Annotated in this window: 18 protein-coding genes; 11 read left to right on the top strand and 7 right to left on the bottom strand. The window is 60.2% G+C overall.

From position 1 onward, the window contains the following. Positions 1-683: 683 nt before the first annotated feature. A complete protein-coding gene (locus tag QP891_RS11965; protein ID WP_369707509.1) occupies positions 684-758 on the bottom strand; it encodes a 50S ribosomal protein bL37 in 75 nt (24 codons plus the stop codon). A gap of 104 nt (positions 759-862) precedes the next feature. Continuing rightward, the gene (locus QP891_RS05115) at positions 863-1,123 is read right to left on the bottom strand and encodes a WhiB family transcriptional regulator (protein ID WP_005277545.1); all 261 of its coding nucleotides are present in this window, start codon (positions 1,121-1,123) and stop codon (positions 863-865) included. A 517-nt stretch (positions 1,124-1,640) separates the two neighbouring features. Here QP891_RS05115 and QP891_RS05120 point away from each other — a divergent pair. After that, entirely contained in the window at positions 1,641-2,120 is a 480-nt protein-coding gene (locus QP891_RS05120) for a membrane protein (protein WP_034658073.1), read from the top strand. Positions 2,121-2,155: 35 nt separating this feature from the next. Here the strand turns inward: QP891_RS05120 and QP891_RS05125 are convergent, their stop codons facing one another. Together QP891_RS05125 and QP891_RS05130 are read right to left on the bottom strand one after the other, a co-directional pair. After that, entirely contained in the window at positions 2,156-3,394 is a 1,239-nt protein-coding gene (locus tag QP891_RS05125) for an Rv3212 family protein (RefSeq protein WP_284770013.1), read from the bottom strand. Further along, the gene (locus QP891_RS05130; RefSeq protein ID WP_284805873.1) at positions 3,391-4,749 is read right to left on the bottom strand and encodes a DEAD/DEAH box helicase; all 1,359 of its coding nucleotides are present in this window, start codon (positions 4,747-4,749) and stop codon (positions 3,391-3,393) included. Before QP891_RS05130 ends, QP891_RS05125 begins: the two co-directional genes overlap by 4 nt. A 74-nt stretch (positions 4,750-4,823) precedes the next feature. Between QP891_RS05130 and QP891_RS05135 the strand changes: the two genes are divergently transcribed. The 8 genes from QP891_RS05135 (at position 4,824) to QP891_RS05170 (ending at position 17,175) form a co-directional block, all read left to right on the top strand. After that, complete coding sequence (locus tag QP891_RS05135; protein WP_239269424.1) at positions 4,824-5,048, top strand: DUF3107 domain-containing protein; 225 nt, start codon at positions 4,824-4,826, stop codon at positions 5,046-5,048. Between the two features lie 65 nt (positions 5,049-5,113). Beyond that, entirely contained in the window at positions 5,114-6,067 is a 954-nt protein-coding gene (locus QP891_RS05140; RefSeq protein ID WP_284770011.1) for a DUF3152 domain-containing protein, read from the top strand. A 10-nt stretch (positions 6,068-6,077) separates the two neighbouring features. After that, the gene (locus QP891_RS05145) at positions 6,078-6,866 is read left to right on the top strand and encodes a hypothetical protein (protein WP_284770010.1); all 789 of its coding nucleotides are present in this window, start codon (positions 6,078-6,080) and stop codon (positions 6,864-6,866) included. A 32-nt stretch (positions 6,867-6,898) separates the two neighbouring features. After that, positions 6,899-10,006: an ATP-dependent helicase gene (locus QP891_RS05150; protein WP_284770099.1), complete on the top strand. Its 3,108-nt coding sequence runs from the start codon at positions 6,899-6,901 to the stop codon at positions 10,004-10,006. Further along, positions 9,999-13,178 (top strand): ATP-dependent helicase, encoded by a 3,180-nt coding sequence (locus QP891_RS05155; RefSeq protein WP_284770009.1) that lies wholly within the window; start codon positions 9,999-10,001, stop codon positions 13,176-13,178. The genes QP891_RS05150 and QP891_RS05155 overlap by 8 nt, the downstream gene beginning before the upstream one ends. Positions 13,179-13,277: 99 nt before the next feature. Beyond that, positions 13,278-14,396: a potassium channel family protein gene (locus QP891_RS05160; RefSeq protein ID WP_284770008.1), complete on the top strand. Its 1,119-nt coding sequence runs from the start codon at positions 13,278-13,280 to the stop codon at positions 14,394-14,396. Continuing rightward, positions 14,397-15,128 (top strand): NAD(+) diphosphatase, encoded by a 732-nt coding sequence (locus QP891_RS05165; protein ID WP_284781742.1) that lies wholly within the window; start codon positions 14,397-14,399, stop codon positions 15,126-15,128. Next, positions 15,121-17,175: an ATP-dependent DNA helicase UvrD2 gene (locus QP891_RS05170; protein ID WP_284770006.1), complete on the top strand. Its 2,055-nt coding sequence runs from the start codon at positions 15,121-15,123 to the stop codon at positions 17,173-17,175. The genes QP891_RS05165 and QP891_RS05170 overlap by 8 nt, the downstream gene beginning before the upstream one ends. Here the strand turns inward: QP891_RS05170 and QP891_RS05175 are convergent. Further along, on the bottom strand, positions 17,153-18,049 hold the full coding sequence (locus tag QP891_RS05175) for a hypothetical protein (RefSeq protein WP_284770005.1): 897 nt from the start codon (positions 18,047-18,049) through the stop codon (positions 17,153-17,155). The two genes, QP891_RS05170 and QP891_RS05175, sit on opposite strands and share 23 nt — an antisense overlap. An 85-nt stretch (positions 18,050-18,134) precedes the next feature. On the opposite strand from QP891_RS05175, the gene QP891_RS05180 reads away from it, so the two are divergent. Continuing rightward, positions 18,135-18,656, top strand: coding sequence for a M48 family metallopeptidase (locus tag QP891_RS05180; RefSeq protein WP_284770004.1), 522 nt, complete (start codon positions 18,135-18,137; stop codon positions 18,654-18,656). A gap of 6 nt (positions 18,657-18,662) precedes the next feature. On the opposite strand, the gene QP891_RS05185 is transcribed toward QP891_RS05180, so the two are convergent. Beyond that, positions 18,663-20,108: a zinc-dependent metalloprotease gene (locus tag QP891_RS05185; RefSeq protein ID WP_284770003.1), complete on the bottom strand. Its 1,446-nt coding sequence runs from the start codon at positions 20,106-20,108 to the stop codon at positions 18,663-18,665. Between the two features lie 93 nt (positions 20,109-20,201). Between QP891_RS05185 and QP891_RS05190 the strand changes: the two genes are divergently transcribed. Then, entirely contained in the window at positions 20,202-21,266 is a 1,065-nt protein-coding gene (locus tag QP891_RS05190; RefSeq protein ID WP_284770002.1) for a YlbL family protein, read from the top strand. A 22-nt stretch (positions 21,267-21,288) separates the two neighbouring features. Here the strand turns inward: QP891_RS05190 and QP891_RS05195 are convergent, their stop codons facing one another. Next, complete coding sequence (locus QP891_RS05195; RefSeq protein WP_284805870.1) at positions 21,289-21,945, bottom strand: beta-N-acetylglucosaminidase; 657 nt, start codon at positions 21,943-21,945, stop codon at positions 21,289-21,291. Positions 21,946-21,978 lie beyond the last annotated feature (33 nt).

Below are 21,978 nucleotides of genomic sequence, written 5' to 3' on the forward strand. Positions count from 1 at the left end.
ATTTAAAGTCTTGTCGAAAAGCAGGTTGCGGATATAGCCCAGTCCCCAGTTTTGCTGTCTTCTTAGACGATTGAGTGTATTCCAGCATTCACTTTTCTACAAGGAAGATTTGGCTGTTGTGTCCTGAGGATTCAAGATTCGGCTCTGTGGGGTGCAGCAGAGACGTTGTCGAAGTGCAGAAGGCGAGAATCGCTGCCCCGAGGATATTTATGCGCCTAAATCGGTTTCTGGTGTCAGCAAGATTTAGTATGTCTCTACTCCATCAATTTGGGCGTAGTGAGGAGCGATGTTTGTGCGGGTTCCGGCTACTACCAGTTTGCACGGTGAGTCTCGGGCTAGTCCTGCATACTCGTCGTCGTCAAGTGTCTTTCGCCTTGAGGAGGTAGTTGAGGCGAACAGCTTACGGACGATGGGCACCCATATGTAACAGGGGCCACCATCGCCGATCGCTATACCTGCTAACGGAAGCCGGCAAAAGGAAACCACGAAATGAGTTCAATTAGTGCACTTCGGGGAAGCTATGACCGATGTCCCGATATGGACCAGTAGTATCAACCCAAAATGAGCGCCCTGGTCGCTACTGCTCCGAGAGTCGGATTTCTAATAGAAAGATTAAAAACCCGGCCGTACGAGTTCTTAAGGTGAACTGGTACGAAACCGGGCTTTATAATATGTGCTGTACGTTATGCGCCAGGACGCTTGCCGTGATTAGCGGCCTTCTTGCGGCGATCCTTGCGCTTGCGACCACGCTTGCTCATTGCGCACTCCTTCGTTGAGGGTTTCTGAACTTTATTCAACTGTAGCGGCTAAGGGCGCCGAAACGAAAATTGGGGCGGGGGTTAGGTTCCCCGGGTCCGCGCTTTTAGGCGGAAACGCGGGAACGGCCGCGGCCGCGGTTGCGGCGACGCTTGAGGGCGCGGCGCTCCTCTTCAGACAGGCCGCCCCAGACGCCGGCGTCGAGGCCAGACTCGAGTGCCCAGTTGAGGCAGGAAGAAGCGACGGGGCAGCGGTTGCAGACCAGCTTGGCCTTAGCGATCTGGGTAAGGGCAGGGCCGGAGTTACCTACTGGGAAGAACAGCTCTGGGTCTTCGTCGCGGCAAACGGCTTCGTGGCGCCAATCCATGATTGATATCTCCTAACAAATTTTTGACAGCAGTAAATACGAGCGCAATCCGTGCGGGACAGGAAAGCACCTTGATTTTTAGGTGGTGTGTGAACTGGTCTGCTAGCAGTGGGGCCCGGTCTCGAGGTCGGGCCAGCGTCGCCGCCGCCTATGGTTCACGGTGTTGTTACCTGAAGTTTCCTCCAGGTTAAGAAGAGGTTTACGCCCTCTTTCTTTTTGCTACTAGAGAATCATGACATGTTTACCCGATCGCCGCTAGGGGTACAGGCTAAATTGTGGTTAACATCACGTGAATAGGCGCGGTGTGGGGGCCATAAATGCCAAAATCAAATTTTAAAGAATCCTGTGAGAATCGCTGTGAGCTGCAGCTATAGGTGCTATGTGGTGAGTGTGGTGAGGGAGAGACCGTCAAATCTCCCAGTTCAGCCCTCTGCCCCCGCGCTACTGCAGGCAACATCGAGGCCCCGCCGTGGGTGGCACAGAAAAAATCCGCGCCGCATTAGTAGACTGGGGATTTGTGTCTAAGCAGAACAAACGCCACGTAAATAAGCAGCAGCGAGATAAGTCGGCAGCGCCAGCGGCAGCACCGGATAGTGCCCCGCAGTCGGTGCTTATAGGCGCAGGCATTGCCACGGTGCAATCCATCGCGGTTATTTGTTTTGGCATATTCCTCATCGTGCGCGAAGCGGTGGGCGCGGAAAATGACTCGATGGTTTCTGATTCCGGTTCGGGAAGCTTTGTGGGGCTTGGCACCGCCATCTTTATCTTCATTGTCTTTGGGTTTGTCATCGCAGGCTCCTGGGCCATGGTGAAAGGAAAGCGATGGGGAAGAGGCGCCGTGGTCCTCGTAGAGCTCATCTTGGGTGCGAGCGCGTTTCAAATGTATAGCGGTGGATCACCGGTACTGGGGACTATCACCCTGTTAAGCGCGGTCGCGGTGCTTTATCTCTTGATGTTTAGACGCGAGTCCTCAGAGTGGGCCGCCTCGAATTTCTAAGGGCCACTCGCGCGGGGCCCACGAGTGGCACTCGCTTAGTCGCTGCTGAGGCCAACGACGGTATCGCCGCGGGTTTCTACAATGGTCTCGCCCGCCAACGTGAGGTGGACAGGACCGCGGTAATCTCCGCGGTCGACGGCAATTTCGCGCAGTACCTTACCGGTAGACCAGTCCACGACAGCTATGCCCTTTTCGGTGGGCATCAGCATGCGCCCAGCCACTGAAATTGGGGTGCCGATGGCGCCGTCGATGACATGATCGACTCGCAAATCACTAGGCGTTAAAAGGTAGAGGCGCTGCCCATCAAACCACGTCATATGGTGCGGGAGATCCGCAACGGCCGGGGCGAAAGGGCTTGTGCCGGAATCGATGGCTGCGGAAGGCTTTACGGGGGTAGAAGAAAGCTTTTCGCCCTCGTTGTTATAGGACTCAATGCGGGGTTCTGGGCCGGGGATATAGACCGCGGCGGCGTCTTGGCCCACCGCGATAAGCCGCGCTCCATCGCGATCGACGGAGACATCGGCATCCATTTCTGGTTCCCGGGAGTCCTCCGGGGTGGTGTTTTGAAACCTTAACCACGTGGTGTGAAGTTCCTCCGGGCACGATTCCGTCAGTGCGAGGTTCTCGGTACGCGTGAGCGCCGAAGAAATGGTGCACTCCTCGTGCGGTTGCTTCTGCGCCTCCTGCTTGGCCTCTACGTCGCCGTATTCCACGGTACGCACGAGATCTGAGCGCCATAGATCGATTCGCCCGGCAGAAACGGTCCCTGCCCGGTCATTGGATTGCACAGGTATAACGTCCGGGGAATTGATAGCGCTGCGGGTGGAGTCATATTCGCCCGTCGCGGCGTTGATGGCCACCGTATCCCCGCAGCCCACGCCCGTGCGATAGGTGGCAACCACCTTGCCCCAGGCAGTCGATAGCGAGCAGAGTTCGGCATCGCTGCGGGTATAGGTCCAGGCCGTGGAGCCATCGGCATTGGTGGCAGTGAGCACATCGCCATCGTGGCTAATGCTCAAGCCGTGGGCGGAAATGGCGCGGTATTGGCCGGGTACGGGCTGGTTGGGCAGGCTGTAGGCGGTGGTGAGGGAGGAGGGGACATCGGCAAGCACAGCGGCATCGCCTTCCCCAGGAACCACCTCTTGGTGCAGGTCAGCCTGGTGGATATTGGCGGTGGCGACCGCGCCGCCCACCGCGATGGCACAGATAGCGCCAATGATGCCGGTGGCCTTCCAATCCGCCGCGGTAGCCCGCAAGATGGGGGCCTTAGTCATCGGCGCCCTCCTCGGGGCGTGCCATTACCGCGCCGAGCCCCGGACCGGGACCGCGACCGCGACTGGGGTCGCGTCTGGGTCTGTCCCGCGGACCGCTTATGCGCCGGAAGCTGACCAATCACGTTGGTGGCAGGTCCCACCTTTTCCTGCACACCAGCGGGAATGGAAAGCGCCTGGGCAAGCTCCGGGGAGGTGGAGAACCACTGTGGCGGCGTGGCCGAATCTAGGCCTAGCTCATCGTTGATAACCTGCCATTTCGCCAGCTCATCGTAGCCCACCAAGGTAACGGCGGTGCCGGTATGCCCTGCGCGGCCGGTGCGCCCGATGCGGTGGATAAACGTCATGGGATCATCGGGAACCTGGTAGTTGATGACGTGGGTGACATCGTCGACGTCGATGCCACGCGCGGCGATATCGGTGGCGACGAGGATATCCACCTCGCCCGAGCGGAAGGCCTGCAGGGACTTCTCTCGAGACTTTTGGCCCAAGTCACCGTGCACGGCGCCGACGCGGAAGCCGCGCTCAGCAAGGTCATCGGCCAATTGCGCCGCCGAGCGTTTGGTGCGGGTAAAGATGATGCTGCGACCCCGGCCCTGGGCCTGCAGGATATGTGCGATGACCGGCACCTTATCCATGCGGTGGGCCTGGAAGGTGACCTTGCGGGTGGTTTCGTGTGTGACTTCATCCGCCTCCGATTCGGCCCGGATGTGTACGGGCTTATTCATGAACTGGCGCGACAGGTTCAAGATGGCGCCTGGCATGGTGGCAGAAAACAGCATTGTTTGGTGCGCATTGCCGTCGAGCGCTTCCAAAATGGCCTCTATGGAGGGCAAAAAGCCCAGGTCCAGCATCTCATCGGCCTCATCGAGCACCACGATAGCGACGTGGCGCAGAACCAGATCGCCGCGCTCGTGCAGATCGAGCAGGCGGCCTGGCGTGCCGATGACCACATCAACGCCGCGCTGGAGGAGCTTAATCTGCTCCTCGTAGGGGCGCCCGCCGTAGATGGAGGCGAGGCGGACAGGCAGGTGCGCGGCCGCGTCCTGCAGATCCGCGGTGACCTGCTGGGCGAGCTCGCGGGTGGGCACGACGATAAGTGCCCGCGGCGTCCCATCCAGTGGGGCAATATCCGCGTCATCAAAAACGCGATCGAGCAGCGGCACACCAAAGCCAAAGGTCTTGCCCATGCCGGTGCGCGCCTGGCCAATGAGGTCTTGGCCATTGAGCGCAATGGGCAGGGTTAATTCCTGGATTGCAAAGGTTCGCGCGATGCCACGGTCAGCGAGCCCATCGCAGATTTCGGCGGCCACGCCGAGTTCCGCGAAGGTCGGTGGCTGGGGTTTTATGACAGACACACCTTGATAGTAGCCGGGATGGTTATAGTGGGGCCATTGGCATGTAAAACTCTCGTTAAAGGAGGATAATTTTTATGGATATCAAGTTTGGTTTTGCAGATACCCCGCGCGAGCTGATTATTAGCACCAGTGGCGAGCAGGCGGAGCTGACGCAAAAGATTAATAGCGCCCTGGCGGAAAACTCCACGTTGGAGCTAGAAGATGACAAGGGTCGCAAGTACCTCGTGCGCACGGACCGCGTGGTGTACGTCGAGGTTGGCGCCGCTAAGAAGCAGTCCGTCGGATTCGCCGGCGCTTAAGCCTGGGGCCTTTTAAAGGTTTGCTAATTCAGTTTTGAATAGGCAACCGGGTACCCTCAATGCCTATGGAAAGTAGGCAGAATCGCAAGGCTCAGCAGAGCCATGGGCGAATTCCGGATCACCCGAACCCGGTGGTTCGGTTCGCCCGCCGCTACGGCTGGTGGCGTGTGGTGGCTATCCCAGTGATGGTGCTGCTTACCGTCTGGGTGGTTGTGGATATCGCGTCTGGCTCTTCGGCCGATGACAATGGCGATGCATCCAGCGCGGAGACTACCGCCGCCGCCACTCCTACCCACGAAGATCTCACGGGCCCGGATCCCGCAAATGCGGAGGCGGTAGAGCGCGAGATTAGTGAGATGCCCCCTGGAAGTGACTTCACCAAAAAGGGCAAGGGCACTTTCCACGCAATCGGCCGCCCCGGTGCTGTAGCCGGTGAAGGCGGCGAGAAGAAGGTGCGCTACTCCATCGAGGTGGAAGATGGGCTCAATACCGCTCCCTACGGCGGTGATGATGCCTTTGCCGCAATGGTGGAGGCAACCCTTGCGGATCCACGCGGGTGGACCGCCCAAGGTGATTTCGAATTCGAGCACGTTGCCTCCGCAGACGATCCCGATACCCGCATCCAGCTGACCTCTCTGGGCACGGCCGCGGAGCGGTGTGGAGAGAAGATCGAGACGGAAACCTCCTGCCACACCATGTTTACCGGCGAATCCACCACCATCATTAATGAGGCGCGGTGGGTGCGCGGAGCCACGCCCTTTGAGGGCGATTTGGGCAATTACCGCCAGTACGTCATCAACCACGAATTGGGCCACGCCATTGGCTATGCCTCCCACCAGCAGTGCGGCGGCGAGGGCAAATTGGCCCCGGTAATGATGCAGCAGACGCTGAGTTTGAACAATAAAAAATTGCATGACCGCAATCCCAAGGAGGTCTATCCTGATGAGGATGTGACCTGCGAGCCTAACCCGTGGCCATATCCCAATCCGGAGCAAAAGGATCCCCACCAACCCCAATAAGGAGTACTGGATGCCGCTTCCCCCAGAGCATGTATTAAGCGCCTTCCACGCAGAAACCGGTGCGACAGGATCGCGCCGGGCCCAAGGCGATCAGCTGGGCCCGGTATGGGATAACGGCATTAAGGTGGGCGACGTGGTCTACTCCCAGGCTGGCCCCTTCGCGGCGTGGTCTGCCAAGGTGCGCGAAAAGCTCAGCGTGCCGGGCGCGCGGGTATCGCGGCCGGTTCTCGCGAGCGATGGGCGCCATACCGCGGCCGGGTGGAAGGCGACGCAGTTCCTTCCCGGCGAGGTCACCGGGCGTATCGATGAAGCGGCGCAGACGGCACTTCGTTTGGACGATGCCATGGCTAATGCGCCAGCACCTCCGGGTACGCACCGCGATGATGCCTTTGCCCGCGCGGAGCGCACCGCATGGGCGGAGACGGGGGAGGCCTACGATAAGGCCGCGCTTGCCGATGTCCCCTTGGTCACCGCCCATACCGCCCTGCTGACCACCACGGTCTTTTATGGTGCGCACCCACCGGGAATCGTGGATCTCGTGCCGAGTCAATCCGCGCGCCCAGCCGGGTGGAGCGCCGCGCTCGTGATCGTGGACGGTTTGATCGCGCAAGTGGTAGATGATGATATTTGCCAGCGGTTTGGCCACGTGCCGGGTATGCAGGAGCTTTTGCTGCGGGCTGTGTCCTACCGCCGGCATATCAATGATTTGAATCCGCGGTCACGCTCGAATGTGCGTTCTAATATTGAGCGGGTGGAACAGTTTCTTGTGTCTAGGGCATCTGCGATACTGGGGCGGTGACTTACAATCCCCATTCCACCGCCCGCGCGGGAGTGGTCCTACCGCCGTCGCCAGAGGTACGACTCATCGCCCGCACCCCGTCCGCACACGCTCGTTCCTGGCCCGTTGAGCTGCCGGAAACCGGTACCTGGAAGGTAACCGGCACCGCCGGAACCGGCGTATCCAGTTTTCTTATCGATACCGTCATTCATGCCCTCGACCGCGCCCAGGAGACGGGGGCAGATCCCTCCGGCATCCTCGTTGTTGCCGCCTCCAAGGAATCCGGCGCCCGCCTGCGCCGTGAGCTTTCAGAGCGCCTCGAAGATTATGCGGCGCAATCCTCCATGGTCCGCTCCATCCACTCCTTGGCCTTTGCCCTCCTGCGCAGTGCAAGCGACGAGGAATTGCGCCTTATCACCGGCGCGGAACAAGATGCCGTTATCCGGGAATTGCTCGAAGGCCACGCTGAATCCGGCCACGGCGAATGGCCGGAGGAAGTTCGCCCCGCCCTAGAGTATGTAGGCTTTGCCCGCCAATTGCGCGATTTTCTTTTGCGCTCCATCGAACGTGGCTTAAGCCCCGCGGATTTGGAGAGCCTCGGGGCTAAGTACGGCCGTGGAATGTGGGTTGCCGCCGGTATGTTCCTGCGCGAATACGAACGCGTCCAAGCACTTTCCGGTGCGCATTCTTATTCCGCGGCCGAGCTAGTCAACCAAGTCTTGCTGCGCCCAGAACTTACGAATTCACACCCGTGGCACACCATCGTGGTTGATGACGCCCAGCTATTGGATCCCACCGCGGGCAAGCTCATCTCCCGCTTGGCCCCCGATGCACAATTGCTGGTCATCGGCGGTGATGCGGACCAATCCGTCTTTGCCTTCCGCGGTGCTAATTCGCAATTCCTTGAAGAATTTCCCGCGGAACACTCCGTGGAGCTTTCGCAGCCGCACCGCAACGGATCCCCGGCCTGCGTTTCCATCGTGGATTCTGAGGGCCGCCTGCGCGATGTGGTGGCCGATACCGTGCGTCGCCGCCATTTGGACGATGGCGTGCAGTGGCGCGATATCGCCGTCATCGTCCGCTCGACGGCGGATATAGGCCAGATGCGCCGCACCTTGCTGGCCGCCGGCGTACCCGTACACATCAGCCCGACCGACGTGATTTTGGCAGAACAACGCCTAGTATCTGCCATGCTCCTCGCCCTGCGCGCCTTGGAAGAAGACCTCAGCAATGTGGAGCTCGAGGAATTGCTGACCGGTCCAGTGGGAGGGGCGGATCCCGTCACCCTGCGCCGCCTGATTCGCGGTCTGCGCCGGTGGGCGCCCGATGCGCGCGGCATGGATAGCCTGCGCGAGCTCTTGCAGGGCGAGCTGCCGGACTTCAATGGCCAACTCACCGAACGCGAATTTTCCATCCTAGAGCGCGTGCGCGCAGTACTTTCCGCGGGCAGGCAGGCCGTGCAAGCCCAGGCTTCTGTGGAAGAAATCCTGTGGGAGGTATGGAGCGCTACCGAGCTGGATATGCGCCTGCAGGCATCCGCCTTGCGCGGCGGCGCCACCGGCTCGCAGGCGGATCGTGACCTCGATGCCATGATGGCGCTTTTTGATGCTGCCGGTGATTACTCCGAGCGCCGACCCGGCTCCTCGCTGCAGTCCTTTTTAACTCACATCACCGAACAAGAACTGCCCACCGGCGTGCGCGACCGCCGTACCGCCATCCCGCAGGCCGTGGAGATCATCACCGCCCACGGCGCCGTCGGCCGCGAATGGGATACCGTCATCGTCGTAGGAGCACAAGAAGGCGCGTGGCCCTCGCTGGGGGAGACCGGGTCCATTTTTGGCCAAGAAGATCTCATCGATCTCCTGGACCGCGATATTGAGCCTGATACCCCTGTTAGCCACATTGCCTCCCGTCTGGCCGAAGAGCGCCGGCTCTTCCACGTCGCCACCACGCGCCACCGGAACCGGTTACTCATCGCTGCGGTGGAAAATCCCAACGAGGATGCCTTTGCAGAACCTTCCCGCTTCATCGCGGAATTTACCGGGCGCGGGGTAGATGTGCCCGGGACAATGGCGCGCCGGGAAGCCAGCCGCGCCTTGCGCGCCACCCAATTCCCCCGCGAGCTGGGCTTGGACGTTCCCGAGCCGGCACCGGTGTCCCTGCGCGATGGACTCGAGGTCGATCCCCTCGACGTGGCGGTACTGTCCGTTCCTTCCTTTGTGGCGCAATTGCGCCGCGTGGTCACGAATCCAGATTCTGGCGAGGCGGAGCGGCGCCAAGCGGCCCGGCAGCTGGCGCGCTTAGCGCAGGCGGAAATCCCAGGCGCCCATCCAGACCAGTGGTTTTCCGCGCGCTCTGTGGCATCGCATACGCAGCTGCGCGGTAGCAAGAGCCTATCGCCATCCCGGGTCGAAGCGCTGCTCAACTGCCCGCTCAAGGCGATTGTGGGAAACTTGGCCGAAGATTCCAGCGGCGCCGAGCACCTTTTGCGCGGCACCATGGCACACGCCTTCTTGGAGGCCATCGGCCGCGGCATGGATGCGGAAAAGGCCCGCCTGCTCGTCATGGAAGCCTATGAGCTCATCCTGGATGTTCCGCAGTGGCAACTACAGAGCAAGTTGGAAGAATTCTCCCGCCTGCTGGAGCGCACGCAGCAATGGGCACAGCAATCCGAGGTCAAAAATGAACTCGCCGGGGTAGAAGTACCCGTCTACGTCGAGGTCGCCCCGGATATCCGGGTTGGCGGCTTCATGGACCGCTTGATGCAGGATGGAGACGGAAATTACCTGGTCGTGGATCTCAAGACCGGTAAATCTGCAGCGACGCAGGCAGAGGCGGAAGAAAACCGCCAGCTAATGACCTACCAATTGGCCTTGTCCCGGGGAAGCTTTGACGGGCAGCGCGTGCGCGATGGCGAAGGGATGCCGCGCGCAGGCGGAGTTCTTGTCTATCCCGGAAAAGATTCCAGCAAAATCACCACGCGCACACAAAGCCAGCTCACCGCAGAGGCGCTGGAAGAATTTTCCGCACTTTTGCCACCACTGGCAGCGGAACTGCGTGGTCCGCAACTTACCGCGCGCACCAATAAAGATTGCGATAAGTGCCCCATTCGTACCATCTGCCCGGTGCAGGAGGAAGGAAAGATGACCATCCATGCCTAAGCAGAATTTTTCCCCGGAAGAAATAGCCCAAGCACTGGGCAAGGATTACCCACCTACTGAGGAACAAGCCCACGTCATCGAGGGTCCTTTTGGCCCCAAGCTCGTGGTGGCCGGCGCGGGTGCAGGTAAGACGGAAACCATGGCCTCCCGCGTGGTCTATTTGGTGGCCAATGGCTACGTGCGCCCAGAAGAAGTACTGGGGCTAACCTTTACGCGCAAGGCGGCCCAGCAACTAGAACAGCGCATTCGCCGCCAACTGATTCAGCTGCGCGATTCCGGCCTCATCGTCCCCGGTAGCCCTGCCGCAGAGGCGCTTAACAATATCGCACCCACCGTGGCCACCTATGACTCGTATGCCGGCGAGCTCGTGCGCGAATACGGCCTTTTGGTCCCGGTCGAGCCCTCGGCGCGAATTATCACGGAGGCGGAGCGCTTTGCCATTGCCTATGACGTGGTGAAAAATTACGGCGGTAAATTATCGGATGAAAAGACCTTGGGTTCCATCACGGAAACCCTGCTCAAGATCACTTCCGATATGGACAATTCCTTGAAGGATCCGGATGATATTGCCGAGTTCGCACGGGATTTCCGCGCTGATATTGACAACCTGGAAAAGGCGCCGAGGACGAAGGGCGAGTATTCCAAGAAACTGCAGGACCACATCAATGTCCAGGATCTGCGCGTGCAGTACGTGCCATTGATCGAGGAACTCAAGCGCGCGCAGGCAGAACAGCAGGTCATCACTTTTGGCGAGCAGATGTCTGTGGCAGCGCGCCTCGCGCAATCGCACCCAGCGGTGGGCAAGCAACAGGCGCAGCGCTACCGCGTGGTCATGCTGGATGAATATCAGGACACGTCTTATGCCCAGCGAGTATTATTGCGCAGCCTTTTTGGCGGGGAGCAGAAAGACATTTCCGTGACAGCGGTGGGCGATCCCATGCAGGCCATCTATGGCTGGCGTGGGGCTACCTCAGAAAACCTCACCGCATTCGTGGAGGATTTCCCGCAAGCAGATGGCGCCCCTGCTCCCAAGGATCAGCTGACTACCTCGTGGCGCAACCCGTCGGGTGCCTTGGAGCTGGCTAACTCGGTGGCGGCCGGGGTCTTTGCGGGCGGCCCGCGCCCCGTCGATGAGCTGCATGCGGCCCCGCACAAGGGAGAAGGCGAGATTGAGCTGGGCTATTTCGCCAGCGAGGACGAGGAACACGATTTTATTGCCCAGAAAGTAAGGCAGCAGTGGGAAGCGCGCGAGGGAGATGGTTTTCGCGCAGCGGTATTGGTGCGCACCAACCGGCAAACCGCAGCCATTGCAGCTGCCCTGGATGCCGTCGATGTGCCCAATGAAATCAATGGTCTAGGTGGATTGCTGTGGCAACCGGAAATCCAGGACCTCGTAGCGCTGGCAACCATGTTGGTGCGGCCGGAAGATGCTCAAGCGGCCCTCCGCATTTTCGCCGGGCCCATTTGCGGGCTGGGCATGGGCGATATCCAAGCCCTTGCCGCGCGGCAAAACAACTTGGCGGGGGCGAAGCAAGAGCGCCTGCAATGGGAAGAGGGCATGGATCCAGAGGAGTATCTGCGCGCCCAATTGGCGCAGCTTACGGCCGAGGGCCCAGATCAGACGGTGGGGCTTGCCGATGCCCTGGCAGACCTCGGCGAGCGCGATCGCTATACTCCGGAGGGCTTAGCGCGCATGGAAGAGGTATCTGCCAAGCTGCGCTACCTGCGCACTTACTCGCTGTCCAAGCCTTTAAGCGATCTCTTCGCTGACATCGAGGCCATCTTCAATATCCGTACCGAGGTTCTTGCCCGCGGCAGCGCCGGGGGAGCCACCCACCTGGATAAATTCGCCGATATCGTCGCCGGATTCCATGGGGATTCCCTGTATGCGCTCCTAGATTATTTGGAGCTCGCTCGCGAACATGAAGATGGCCTTGGGCTTGGGGAAGTTCCTGCTTCCACGGATCGCGTACAAATCATGACCGTGCATAAAGCCAAGGGCCTGGAGTGGGAGCACGTCTATGTCGTGCGCGCGGATTCTTCAAGCTATAAGGCACAGGCAGAGACCTTTTTGTCCAAGATTGAAAAGGTACCCGGTGAAGATGACTACATTGAGGTATCACCAGATGCGGTCACTCGCTCCGAATTCGAAAAGGCCTGCAAGGCATTCTTGGATGATGACCGCGCGCATAATGCGGAGGAAGCGGCTCGCCTGTTTTATGTGGCCTTGACCAGAACCGAGTCCACGTTGACTGTTACCGGCTCCGGTACTAATAACCGGTCGGGCAAGGCCAAGAAGGGCCCGTATGAGTACCTCGAAAGGCTAAAAGAATCTTTCCCCCAGTACGTGGGGGAGTGGACTGTGCCCGAAGAGCCGGTGGAAACGTCGGCTAATGCGGCAGAAAGCGGGCTCTTCCCCGCCCTTGAAGCCGATCCGGATTCCCTGGCTGGCGCGGATGCGGTGTTAGCGGCCATGGAGGACCTTCCTGAGTTAAGCCACGGCGAGACCTTCGAGTTGTGGGAACAGGATGCGGGCGCGCTCATTGAGGAATACAAGTCTCTGCAACAACCGGTAGTGGATGTGGAACTTCCCAGCGAGCTTACCGCCTCTGACATGGTGGCCTTGGGCAGTGATCCGCTACAGTTTGCGCGCCGGCAACGCCGCCCGGTGCCGTTTAAGCCCAATTCTTATGCCAAGCGGGGCACCGCCTTCCACGCATGGCTGGAAGAGCGCTTTGGCAGCCCCGCGCTGCTAGGAGAAGAGGAATTGCCGGGCATCGATGAGCCGGAGGACTTCGACCTGGAAGAACTCAAGGAATCCTTCCTGAACTCCGAATGGGCGGAGCGCCAGCCGGACTTTGTGGAGGCGCCGTTCGAAATCACCATCGGCAGCGCTGTGGTGCGCGGGCGAATGGATGCCGTCTTCCGCTTGGCAGATGGCGCGTGGATGGTGGTGGACTGGAAGACTGGCCGGCCACCGAAGGGGGCGGCTATGGAAGCGGCGAAGATCCAGTTGGCGGTCTATGCCGAAGCCTGGCGGCGCATCCACGGCGGCGATAAAATCCGCGCCGCTTTCCATTACGTTCACGATGGTTATACTTTTGAGCCAGATACTTTAGCCCAAGGTGAGGAGCTGCGTAGCCTGCTTGAATCGTCAGTAGCAGGCCACTAGGGCTAAGGTATGGGGACGGAATGCGGACGATGAATGGATAGTTGCGTCCCCGTATAACCGGCGGAATGAAAAATCGATCCAGAAAAGAAGGCTGGGCCAGTGGCCAGAAAACGTGCGAAGGTGTTCAAAGGGCGTATTAAACAGCGCTTTTTGCCCCAAGTCGAGTTGTCCTCGCAACCTGATCACGCGCTCCTTGATGTCATCACTGTGCCCAAGGATCAAAATGCCAGCCCGTGGCGCCAGTTGGCCAAACGCGCGCTGTGGGCATTTGGCATACTCATCTTCGTCACCGTCGTGGTGTACTTGGACGGCGAGGGCTATAGCGAGGACATGTCGCTTTTGGATTCCTCCTACTATGCCGCCGTCACGCTGACCACAGTGGGGTATGGCGATATCGTTCCCGTTACGGAGCAATCGCGGTTTATTAACCTCGTACTTATCACCCCGGCCCGCCTCGTCTTCCTTGTGCTGTTGGTTGGTGCGACGCTCTCCGTGCTGACGGACAAGGCCCGCCGCACCTTTGAAATCCAGAACTGGAGAAAACAATTGCGTAACCACACCGTCGTTATTGGCTATGGAACGAAGGGCGCCGGGGCAGTCGCCGCGCTCTTGGCAGATGACGTACCCACCTCCCAGATCGTGGTCATCGATAATAACCGCGCGTCGCTGGCGCATGCGGAGCACCACGGCCTGGTCACCATCTTTGGTTCGGGAACCAAGCAGGACGTGCTTAAGGTGGCCGGGGTGGAGCACGCGAGCTCCATAGTGGTCACCCCGTCCTCGGACGATACCGCGGTGCTGTGCTGCCTATCGGTGCGCGAGCTTGCCCCCAAGGCCAAGATTGTGGCCTCGGTGCGCGAGTCCGAAAACCGCCACCTTCTGCGCCAATCTGGTGCCGATTCCGTGGTGACGTCCGCAGAGACCGCCGGCCGCCTGCTGGGGCTTGCCACCGTGACCCCCACCGTGGTGGAAATGATGGAAGACCTGCTTTCTCCTAATGAGGGCTTTTCGGTATCTGAGCGCGCCGTGCGCGAGTTCGAGGTCGGGTCCAACCCGCGCCACCTGGCGGATATCGTGCTCGCGGTGCTGCGCAATAACGAACTCCACCGCGTCGATACTGCTGATGCCTCCGCACTGAAACCGGGCGACCGCCTGCTGTATATCAAGCACGATCTGGAACAACCCGTGGAAGTGCAAGATGATGACGAGGAGGATTAATTGTATTTGCCCGTAACGCACACGGGACTAGTGCCCGCCACCGCGAGTGGGGACGCGGCGTTGGTGGAGGAATTGCCGGAAGGTGTGGGAACTCCGGAGATGGTGGACATCGGCACGCTGCACGTTTTTGCCTGCCCGGAAGCAATTGCACGGGGGATAGGGCAGCTGCAACCTGCGACCTTTTTCGCCGATAATTCCCTTATCATGCAGGCGATTGCCTTGATCCGCAACAGGTTGGAGCAACGCTTCGATCCACGCACAGGCCAACCGTTGGACTATCCAACGCCGGGTATCGTTGGCCGCGATCCGCAGGATTCGCGCCGCATGGTATTCCCGCGCTTGGACCCCGCGGTCATTGGCCTTATTGAGCTCAAGGGCGAGGAGAAGATTTTGCTGGCGCGCAATCGCGGGCGCAATAACTTCTTTTCTTTGATTGCTGGATACGTGGAGCCGGGCGAGACCATTGAGGACGCCTTTGCCCGCGAAACCATGGAGGAAACTGGGCGGCGCATTGAGAATCTTCGTTACTGGGGATCCCAGCCGTGGCCGCCGAGTGGCTCGCTTATGCTGGGCTTTCACGCAGAGACATCGGATGTCCAGGCCACCTGCCATACTGATGGGGAACTGGAAGAAATTCGTTGGGTGACCCGCGCCGAGCTGCCTAAGCTTCCGCTGGCCACCGCGGGTTCTATCGCACACACGATGATTATGGAGTGGTATCACGGTGAGTAAGCCGGATTTGTCCCTGCTGGATGAGGATCAGCGCCGCGCGGCCACCGCCCCGCGCGGACCGGTGTGCATTTTGGCGGGCGCGGGCACCGGTAAGACCCGCACCATTACCTATCGCATCGCCAACATGGTGGATCAAGGGTTCGTAAACCCCCAGCGAGTTTTGGCCGTGACCTTTACCGCGCGTGCGGCGGGAGAAATGCGGGATCGCCTGCGCATGATGGGTGTTGCTGGCGTGCAGGCCCAAACCTTTCACGCGGCCGCGCGGCGGCAGCTGAAGTATTTCTGGCCGCAGGTCGCAGGCGATCTGCCATGGACGCTTTTGGATAATAAATTCCCGTTGGTAGCCCGCGCGGTGCGCTCGGTGGGGCTGGATAATTCCAAAGACATGATCCGTGACGTGCTGGCGGAAATCGAATGGGCGAAATCCGCACTGGTCAGCGCGGAGGACTATGAGAGCGTCATCGCGGAAACGGATCGCACCGCCCCGGCTGATGCCGCCAAGGTGGCCGAGGCCTTCCGGCGTTACGAAAAGGCCAAAGCCACGCCGGATATGATGCATCTGGACTTCGATGACCTGCTCATGCACATCGCGGGCGCCATCGAAAACGTCCCAGCCATTGCGGAGACCTTCCGCGAGCAATACCGCACCTTCGTCGTTGACGAGTACCAGGACGTCACGCCCCTGCAGCAGCGCGTGCTGAACGCCTGGCTGGGTGATCGCGATGATCTCACCGTGGTGGGCGATGCCAACCAGACCATCTATTCCTTCAATGGCGCATCTCCGGAGTACCTGCTGAATTTTTCGCGCAGCTATCCGGACGGGACCATCGTCAAGCTGCAGCGCGACTATCGTTCCACGCCGCAGGTAACGGATTTGGCGAACCGGGTCATCGGCAAGGCTACGGGGCGCGCGGCGGGCACCCGCTTGGAGCTGCAGGGCATGCGCGAGCCCGGGCCGGAGCCGACGTTCAAGGCCTACGAGTCCGAGGAAAATGAGGCGCAGGAGGTGGCTGGGCAGGTGCTGACACTGCTCAATCAGGGTGTGCCGGCTTCAGAAATTGCCATCTTGTACCGCATTAACGCCCAGTCGGAACAGTTCGAGCAGGCGCTTGCCGATGCCGGAGTGGTCTACCAAGTCCGCGGCGGTGAAGGTTTCTTCCGCCGCCCGGAGATTCTGGAGGCCATTCGCGTGCTCATCGCCGCCACGCGCCGCGATGATTTGCCGGAGGACCCCGTGGCGATTGCGCGGACCGCCTTCGTGGAGCTTGGGCTCAGCGCCACCGAACCGCAGGGTGCGCAGGCCCGCGAGCGGTGGCAATCGCTGAACGCGCTGGTGGGCTTGATCGAAAAGATCGTGGAATCCACCCCGGGTATCGATCTCAATGGGGTGCTGGGTGAGCTGCGGCGCCGCTCCACCGATAAGCAAGCCCCCGCCATGGAGGGCGTGACCCTCGCTACGGTGCACGCGGCGAAGGGCTTGGAATGGGACGCCGTCTTCCTCGTCGGGCTGAGCGAAAAACTCATGCCCATCAACCACGCCATTAAGGCGGGCGATGAGCAGATTGAGGAAGAACGCCGCCTGTTTTATGTAGGCATTACCCGCGCCCGCGAGCACCTGGCCCTGTCGTGGGCATTGGCGAAGACCGCCGGTTCGCGAGCCTCCCGGGAACGCACCCGGTTCCTCGACGGCATCGCGCCCGGCGTGGAATCTTCTGCAGGGAGTGGCCGCTCCCGCCGCCCGAAACGCTGCCGCGTATGCAGCGGGGTTTTAGAGACCCCGGCGGAAAAGGTCATTGGCCGGCATGAAGACTGTGAGGGCAATGGCGATGACGAGGTCTTTTCCGCCCTGCGCTCGTGGCGCGCGCAGGTGGCCCGTGAGGAAAAGGTTCCGGCCTATGTCATCTTTACGGATGCCACGCTGCAAGCCATCTCGGAAGAGCTGCCGGCAGATGAGGCGGAGCTGCTGTCCATTTCCGGAATAGGGCCCAATAAGTTGGAGCGCTACGGCGAGCAAATCCTGGAGGTCATTCGCTCTGTGCGGCTGTAGCCAGGTTGACCTTGCCGCCGAAGCACACCGGGCATCGCGGATGGGCGATCGCCGTGCGTTGCTGGTGGCGGCCGTAGACGTCTACCTCCCATTGCTGCCCAGGCCGTGGGAAGGCCGTGGGCGCGCCTGGTGGTAAGGGGCGCTTGCTTAAGCGGCGAATCACCACCTGTGCTTGGGCCGCTACAGCATCGATGACTAGTTTTTCTGGCTGCCTGCGCACGCTGGTGAGCTGGGAGGCAATGGTGCTCCACTGTGGATCCGCATCCACGCGGAATAAGTGAATGCACAGTGGGCAGGGGCCTTGCCCTTTTACGCGCAGGGGCCCGATGATGCCGCGGTTATCCAGTAAAGAAATGGGCAGCCAGGTCGTCGGCGTGCCGGCAAGCGCATTGGCGCAATCGATGGGGCAGTGGAGCTGGTCGATGCCAAGGACCGTAAAAAGCCCATCGAGGTCGTGGATATAGGAAAAGATATTGTCCTCATCCAGGGGGATGCGCACCGTGTATCCATCTGCCGTCAAACGGGCGCGTAGCTCCACAGCGAGCGGGGACTCACCCAGCATGATGATGGTTTCAGGCTTCTTGGGATGCGGTGGCAGGGGCCAGAGGATGCCATAGGCTAGGGCATCATCGATAAGGCTGCTGGCGGCAGCGCGATCCAAGCCGGCCGCTTCCAACCGCGCCGCCAAGTCGGAAGAGTCGACCGGCCGATGGGCGGTGGCAAAAGCACGCGCTATACCCGGCGCATTGCCCGTTTCCGCCACCGCCACCCGGGTGGCATCCATCCCAAATTGCACCACGGAATCCTCGCGGCAAAATACGCCACACCCTGGCGCCAACGTCACAAGTTGAGTCGTGCCTTGTGAGGCAGTCATTGCTTCCCCCGAATCCCCTCGATCACCCCAAATACGGCTTAGCGCCGCATGTGGGTCCATTGCACCACAGGTACAATGGCCTGTCATGTCGAGCACGCAACCACCAGGAAGTAACCACCCTGAGGTCAAGGTTATCCGTTCTGCGCGGCGGCGAAAGTCGGTGCAGGCGCGCATGGTGGCCGGGGTATTGGAAGTGCGCATTCCTGCCTGGATGTCCGCCCGTGAGGAAAACGAGGCGGTACAGGACATGCTCGCGCGCTTAGAAAAGAAAACCGGTGGTGCGGCGAAGACCGATGCGGCGCTCCTCCAGCGCGCCGAACAGCTCAACGCGCAGTACCTGGAAGGGCGTGCTTGGATTGGCTCTATCCGTTGGGTGAGCAATCAAAATACGCGGTGGGGTAGTTGTACTACCTCCACCGCGGATATCCGGCTGAGCAACCGGCTACAGCAGGTGCCGGATTATGTTTTGGATTCGGTCATCATCCATGAGCTGACCCATACCTTCATCCCGCGCCATGGGCGCGATTTCTGGCAGTGGGCCGATAGAGCACCCCACGCCGAGCGGGCCAAGGGCTACCTCGAGGCCTACCAGCGCTGGGGCGGTTAACGCGAGCTACTTATCCTCGCTGCCGTTGTCCTTATCGGTGCTCTCGTCGCTGTCGGCACCGTCGTCGCTGCCCTTGGAATCCTGGTCCTCTGCAGAATCCTTGTCCTCTTCGAATTTGTTTTCGGAGTCCTCGCCGTTTTTGAGCATCTCTTCGAGCTTGGCAAATTCTTCCTCGAAACCCTCATCCGGCTCGTCATCCAAGAGGGAATCGATGAAGGCAGCCGGGTTATCGAGGTGCTCTGCGGTGGGCAGGAAGTCTGGGTGGTCCCAGGCCTTATCGCGCTTCTCTGCACCCACGGCAACGGTGGCGCGGCGCCACAGCTCGGCGGCCTCGGTCACCTTGGGGGCGTTGAGCTCGATGCCCACGACCTTGCTGAAAGCCTGCTCGGCAGACCCGCCGGTGCTGCGGCGGTGCGCCCAGGCTTCAGTGAGCTTGGAGGTAGAGGGGATGCGATCGCCCAAGGCCTCGCTTACGACGTGCTCGGCCCAGCCCTCAACCAAGGCCAGCAGGGTTTCTAGCCTTGATGCGGCAGCGGTGTTCTTGGAGGTAATGCGCGGGGAGAGGTCCATTCCCTGCAGCTTGCTCATTGCCTCTTGAATGGCCTGCGGATCGCCGGATTCTAGGTTGAGCTCGCGGGCAAGCTCTTCAATGTGGGAGGTATCAATGACCAAACCGATGGCGTATTCCTCCACGGAGGAGACGATGCGCTCTACCAACCACGGCACGTGCTTGAACAAGCGCTGGCGGGCGGCCTCGCGCGCGGCAATGTACACCAGTACTTCTTGGCCAGGAACGTTGAGCTCGCGCGCGACTTTCTGAATGGTATGCGGCAAAAGCGCCACCGTATTGGCCGGGGCGATGGGCAGGCCAAAGTCGGAGCCGGTTAGTGCCTGGCTGGCCAGATCGCCCAAGGCGTGGCCTAGCTGCATACCGAAATTCATGCTGGACATTTGGCCCATCATCTTAGTCATTGGACCCATCATTTCGCGGGCCTCTTCCGGCATGGACTCCAGCTGGGCATCGTTCATGTGCTGGGCCACCGGGGTGACCATGCGCTCCCAAGCGGGCATGGTTTCTTCCAACCACTGCTTGGAATCCCATGCCTGCGTGGCACCGGAAGCGGTGGGGAGAATGGAGGCATCGTCAAGCCACAGCTCCGCCAAGCGCACCGATTCCTCTACTGCCTTGGAATCTTCCGCGCTGATGCTCTTTGACTTGGGGATCTGCTGAAGGGCGATGCGCTTGGCCATGTCGTAATTGACCGGCCCGGAGTTCTGGGGCGAGTTCATGGACGAGCCCATGCCGGATAGCATCTGACCGAACTGGTTCAGCATGTCTCCGAGGCCGCCACCATTACCGCCGCCGAATGCGCCGAACGGGTTCTGGTCACGACGGCCGTCATTATCGTCGTCATCGTTATTTGGGAAAGAAAAACCGAATCCGTTGCTCATGCGCTCCAATCTACCGGCACCGTGCGGAAAGTTTCCATGATCACAGCAACGCTGACAGCGAACAGTACGCCAAAGGTTGTAGGCTATTGCTTCGTGAATTCTCCTGCTAGCCGTCGCGTCCGCACCATCGCCTGGGGTGCCATCCCCGTTGTGCTTACCGGTGCGTTGGTATCGCTTGACCATATCCCGGGCACCGATGTCTCGCTGACCGTTCCTTATGCCGCCGAAGGCCCTGGCCCTACCGTGGATACGCTGGGCGAGGTTGATGGCACCCAAGTTGTTGATGTGCAGGCGCCGAAGACCTATGAGCCCAGTGGTCACCTCAATATGACCACTGTGTCCGTGCGCACCAATATGACCTTGGCGCAGGCGCTGGGGCGCTGGGCGCTTACCGATGACACTTTGGTGCCCATCGATACCGTCATTCCGCAGAATATGACCGATGAAGAGGTCCAAGAATCCAATAAGCAGGCCTTTACCCAATCTGAATCCGCAGCCACCATTGCGGCGATGGACTATTTGCACCTGCCGGTCAAAATCACCGTGGCCGAGGTCATCGAGGACGGCGCCGCCGCGGAACACCTTAAAAAGGACGATGTCATCACCGCCGTCGATGGCACCGAGGTCACCGAGCCGAGCGAGGTCCAAGACATCATCAAGGACAAAAGCCCTGGCGATAAGGTAAAAATCAGCGTCACTCGTGGGGACAAAGACCTCAGCGAAGAGATTGAATTGGGCGAAAACCCGCACGATAAGGGCAAGGCGCTGCTGGGAGTAGCCATGCTATCGCAGCCCAAGGACGATATTTCGGTGAACTATAACCTGCAGGATATCGGCGGGCCGTCAGCGGGCATGATGTTTACCCTGGCGGTCATCGATAAGCTCAGCGATGAAGACTTAACCGGCGGTACCTTCGTGGCCGGCACCGGTACCATTCAGGCCGATAGCAAGGTTGGGCCAATTGGTGGCATCGAGCATAAAATCGCCGCCGCGCACGAGGCAGGCGCCGAGCTCTTCTTGGCGCCTAAGGACAACTGTTCAGCGGCGGCCGGCAGCGACCACGGCGATATGACCATTGCGCAGGTAGAAAACCTCGACGATGCCGTGGCGGCTATGAAGGACTTTGCAGCGGGCAAAGACGTCAAGGAATGCAGCTAATAAAAGCTAATAAGGCCGAGGCCTAGTCCTTTACTAGGCCCAATTCCTTGATCTTTTCCTCCGGGTCCACTTGGTCAGAAGAAATCATCTGTTGCATGACCAAGCCTTCCTTATTATCCACCACGGTGATAACCGCGGTGGTGCCCAACGTAGACCAGCCGACGACGCGATCGCCATCGTCCTCGATGGCATGGGAGCTGCGCAACTCCGTAAGGACTTGGGTGGTCTGGGAGGCCTTGGAGTGGGACTTAAAGAATTGGAATTGCCCCACCTTAGGGCCGGAGCAATTGTAGGAAGAATCCCCGCCGGTGGAATCGCAGCGCTCAAACTGGGCGAATAGGTCCTTGGGCGCCAGCGACTTATAAACGTCATAGACCTTGGCCACCAACTTATCCAGCTCACTGCTAGCGCTCGGCTCGCGGGTGGTGCTTTCTTCGGAAGCCTCGTCCTCATCCTTGGCTGCTGATTCTGACTCCGTAGAGGATTCGGTGCTCGATGCCGCGGACTCCTCGTCGTTCTCAGAGGCTGTGGTGGTGGCCGCAGAGGTGGTCTCTACGGGGGCATCGTCAGGCGCATCGGCACCGGAGGAACAACTTGCCGCAGCCACGCTGAGCCCTAGTAGCGCCGCCGCGGTAGCGGTACGGGCAGAAGAACGGCGGGAGAAGGAAAGGCGTCGCACTGTATAGAACTCCTTGGTTGCGGGCTTAATTGC

Source organism: Corynebacterium sp. MSK310, from assembly GCF_030227355.1.
Lineage (GTDB): Bacteria > Actinomycetota > Actinomycetes > Mycobacteriales > Mycobacteriaceae > Corynebacterium > Corynebacterium rhinophilum.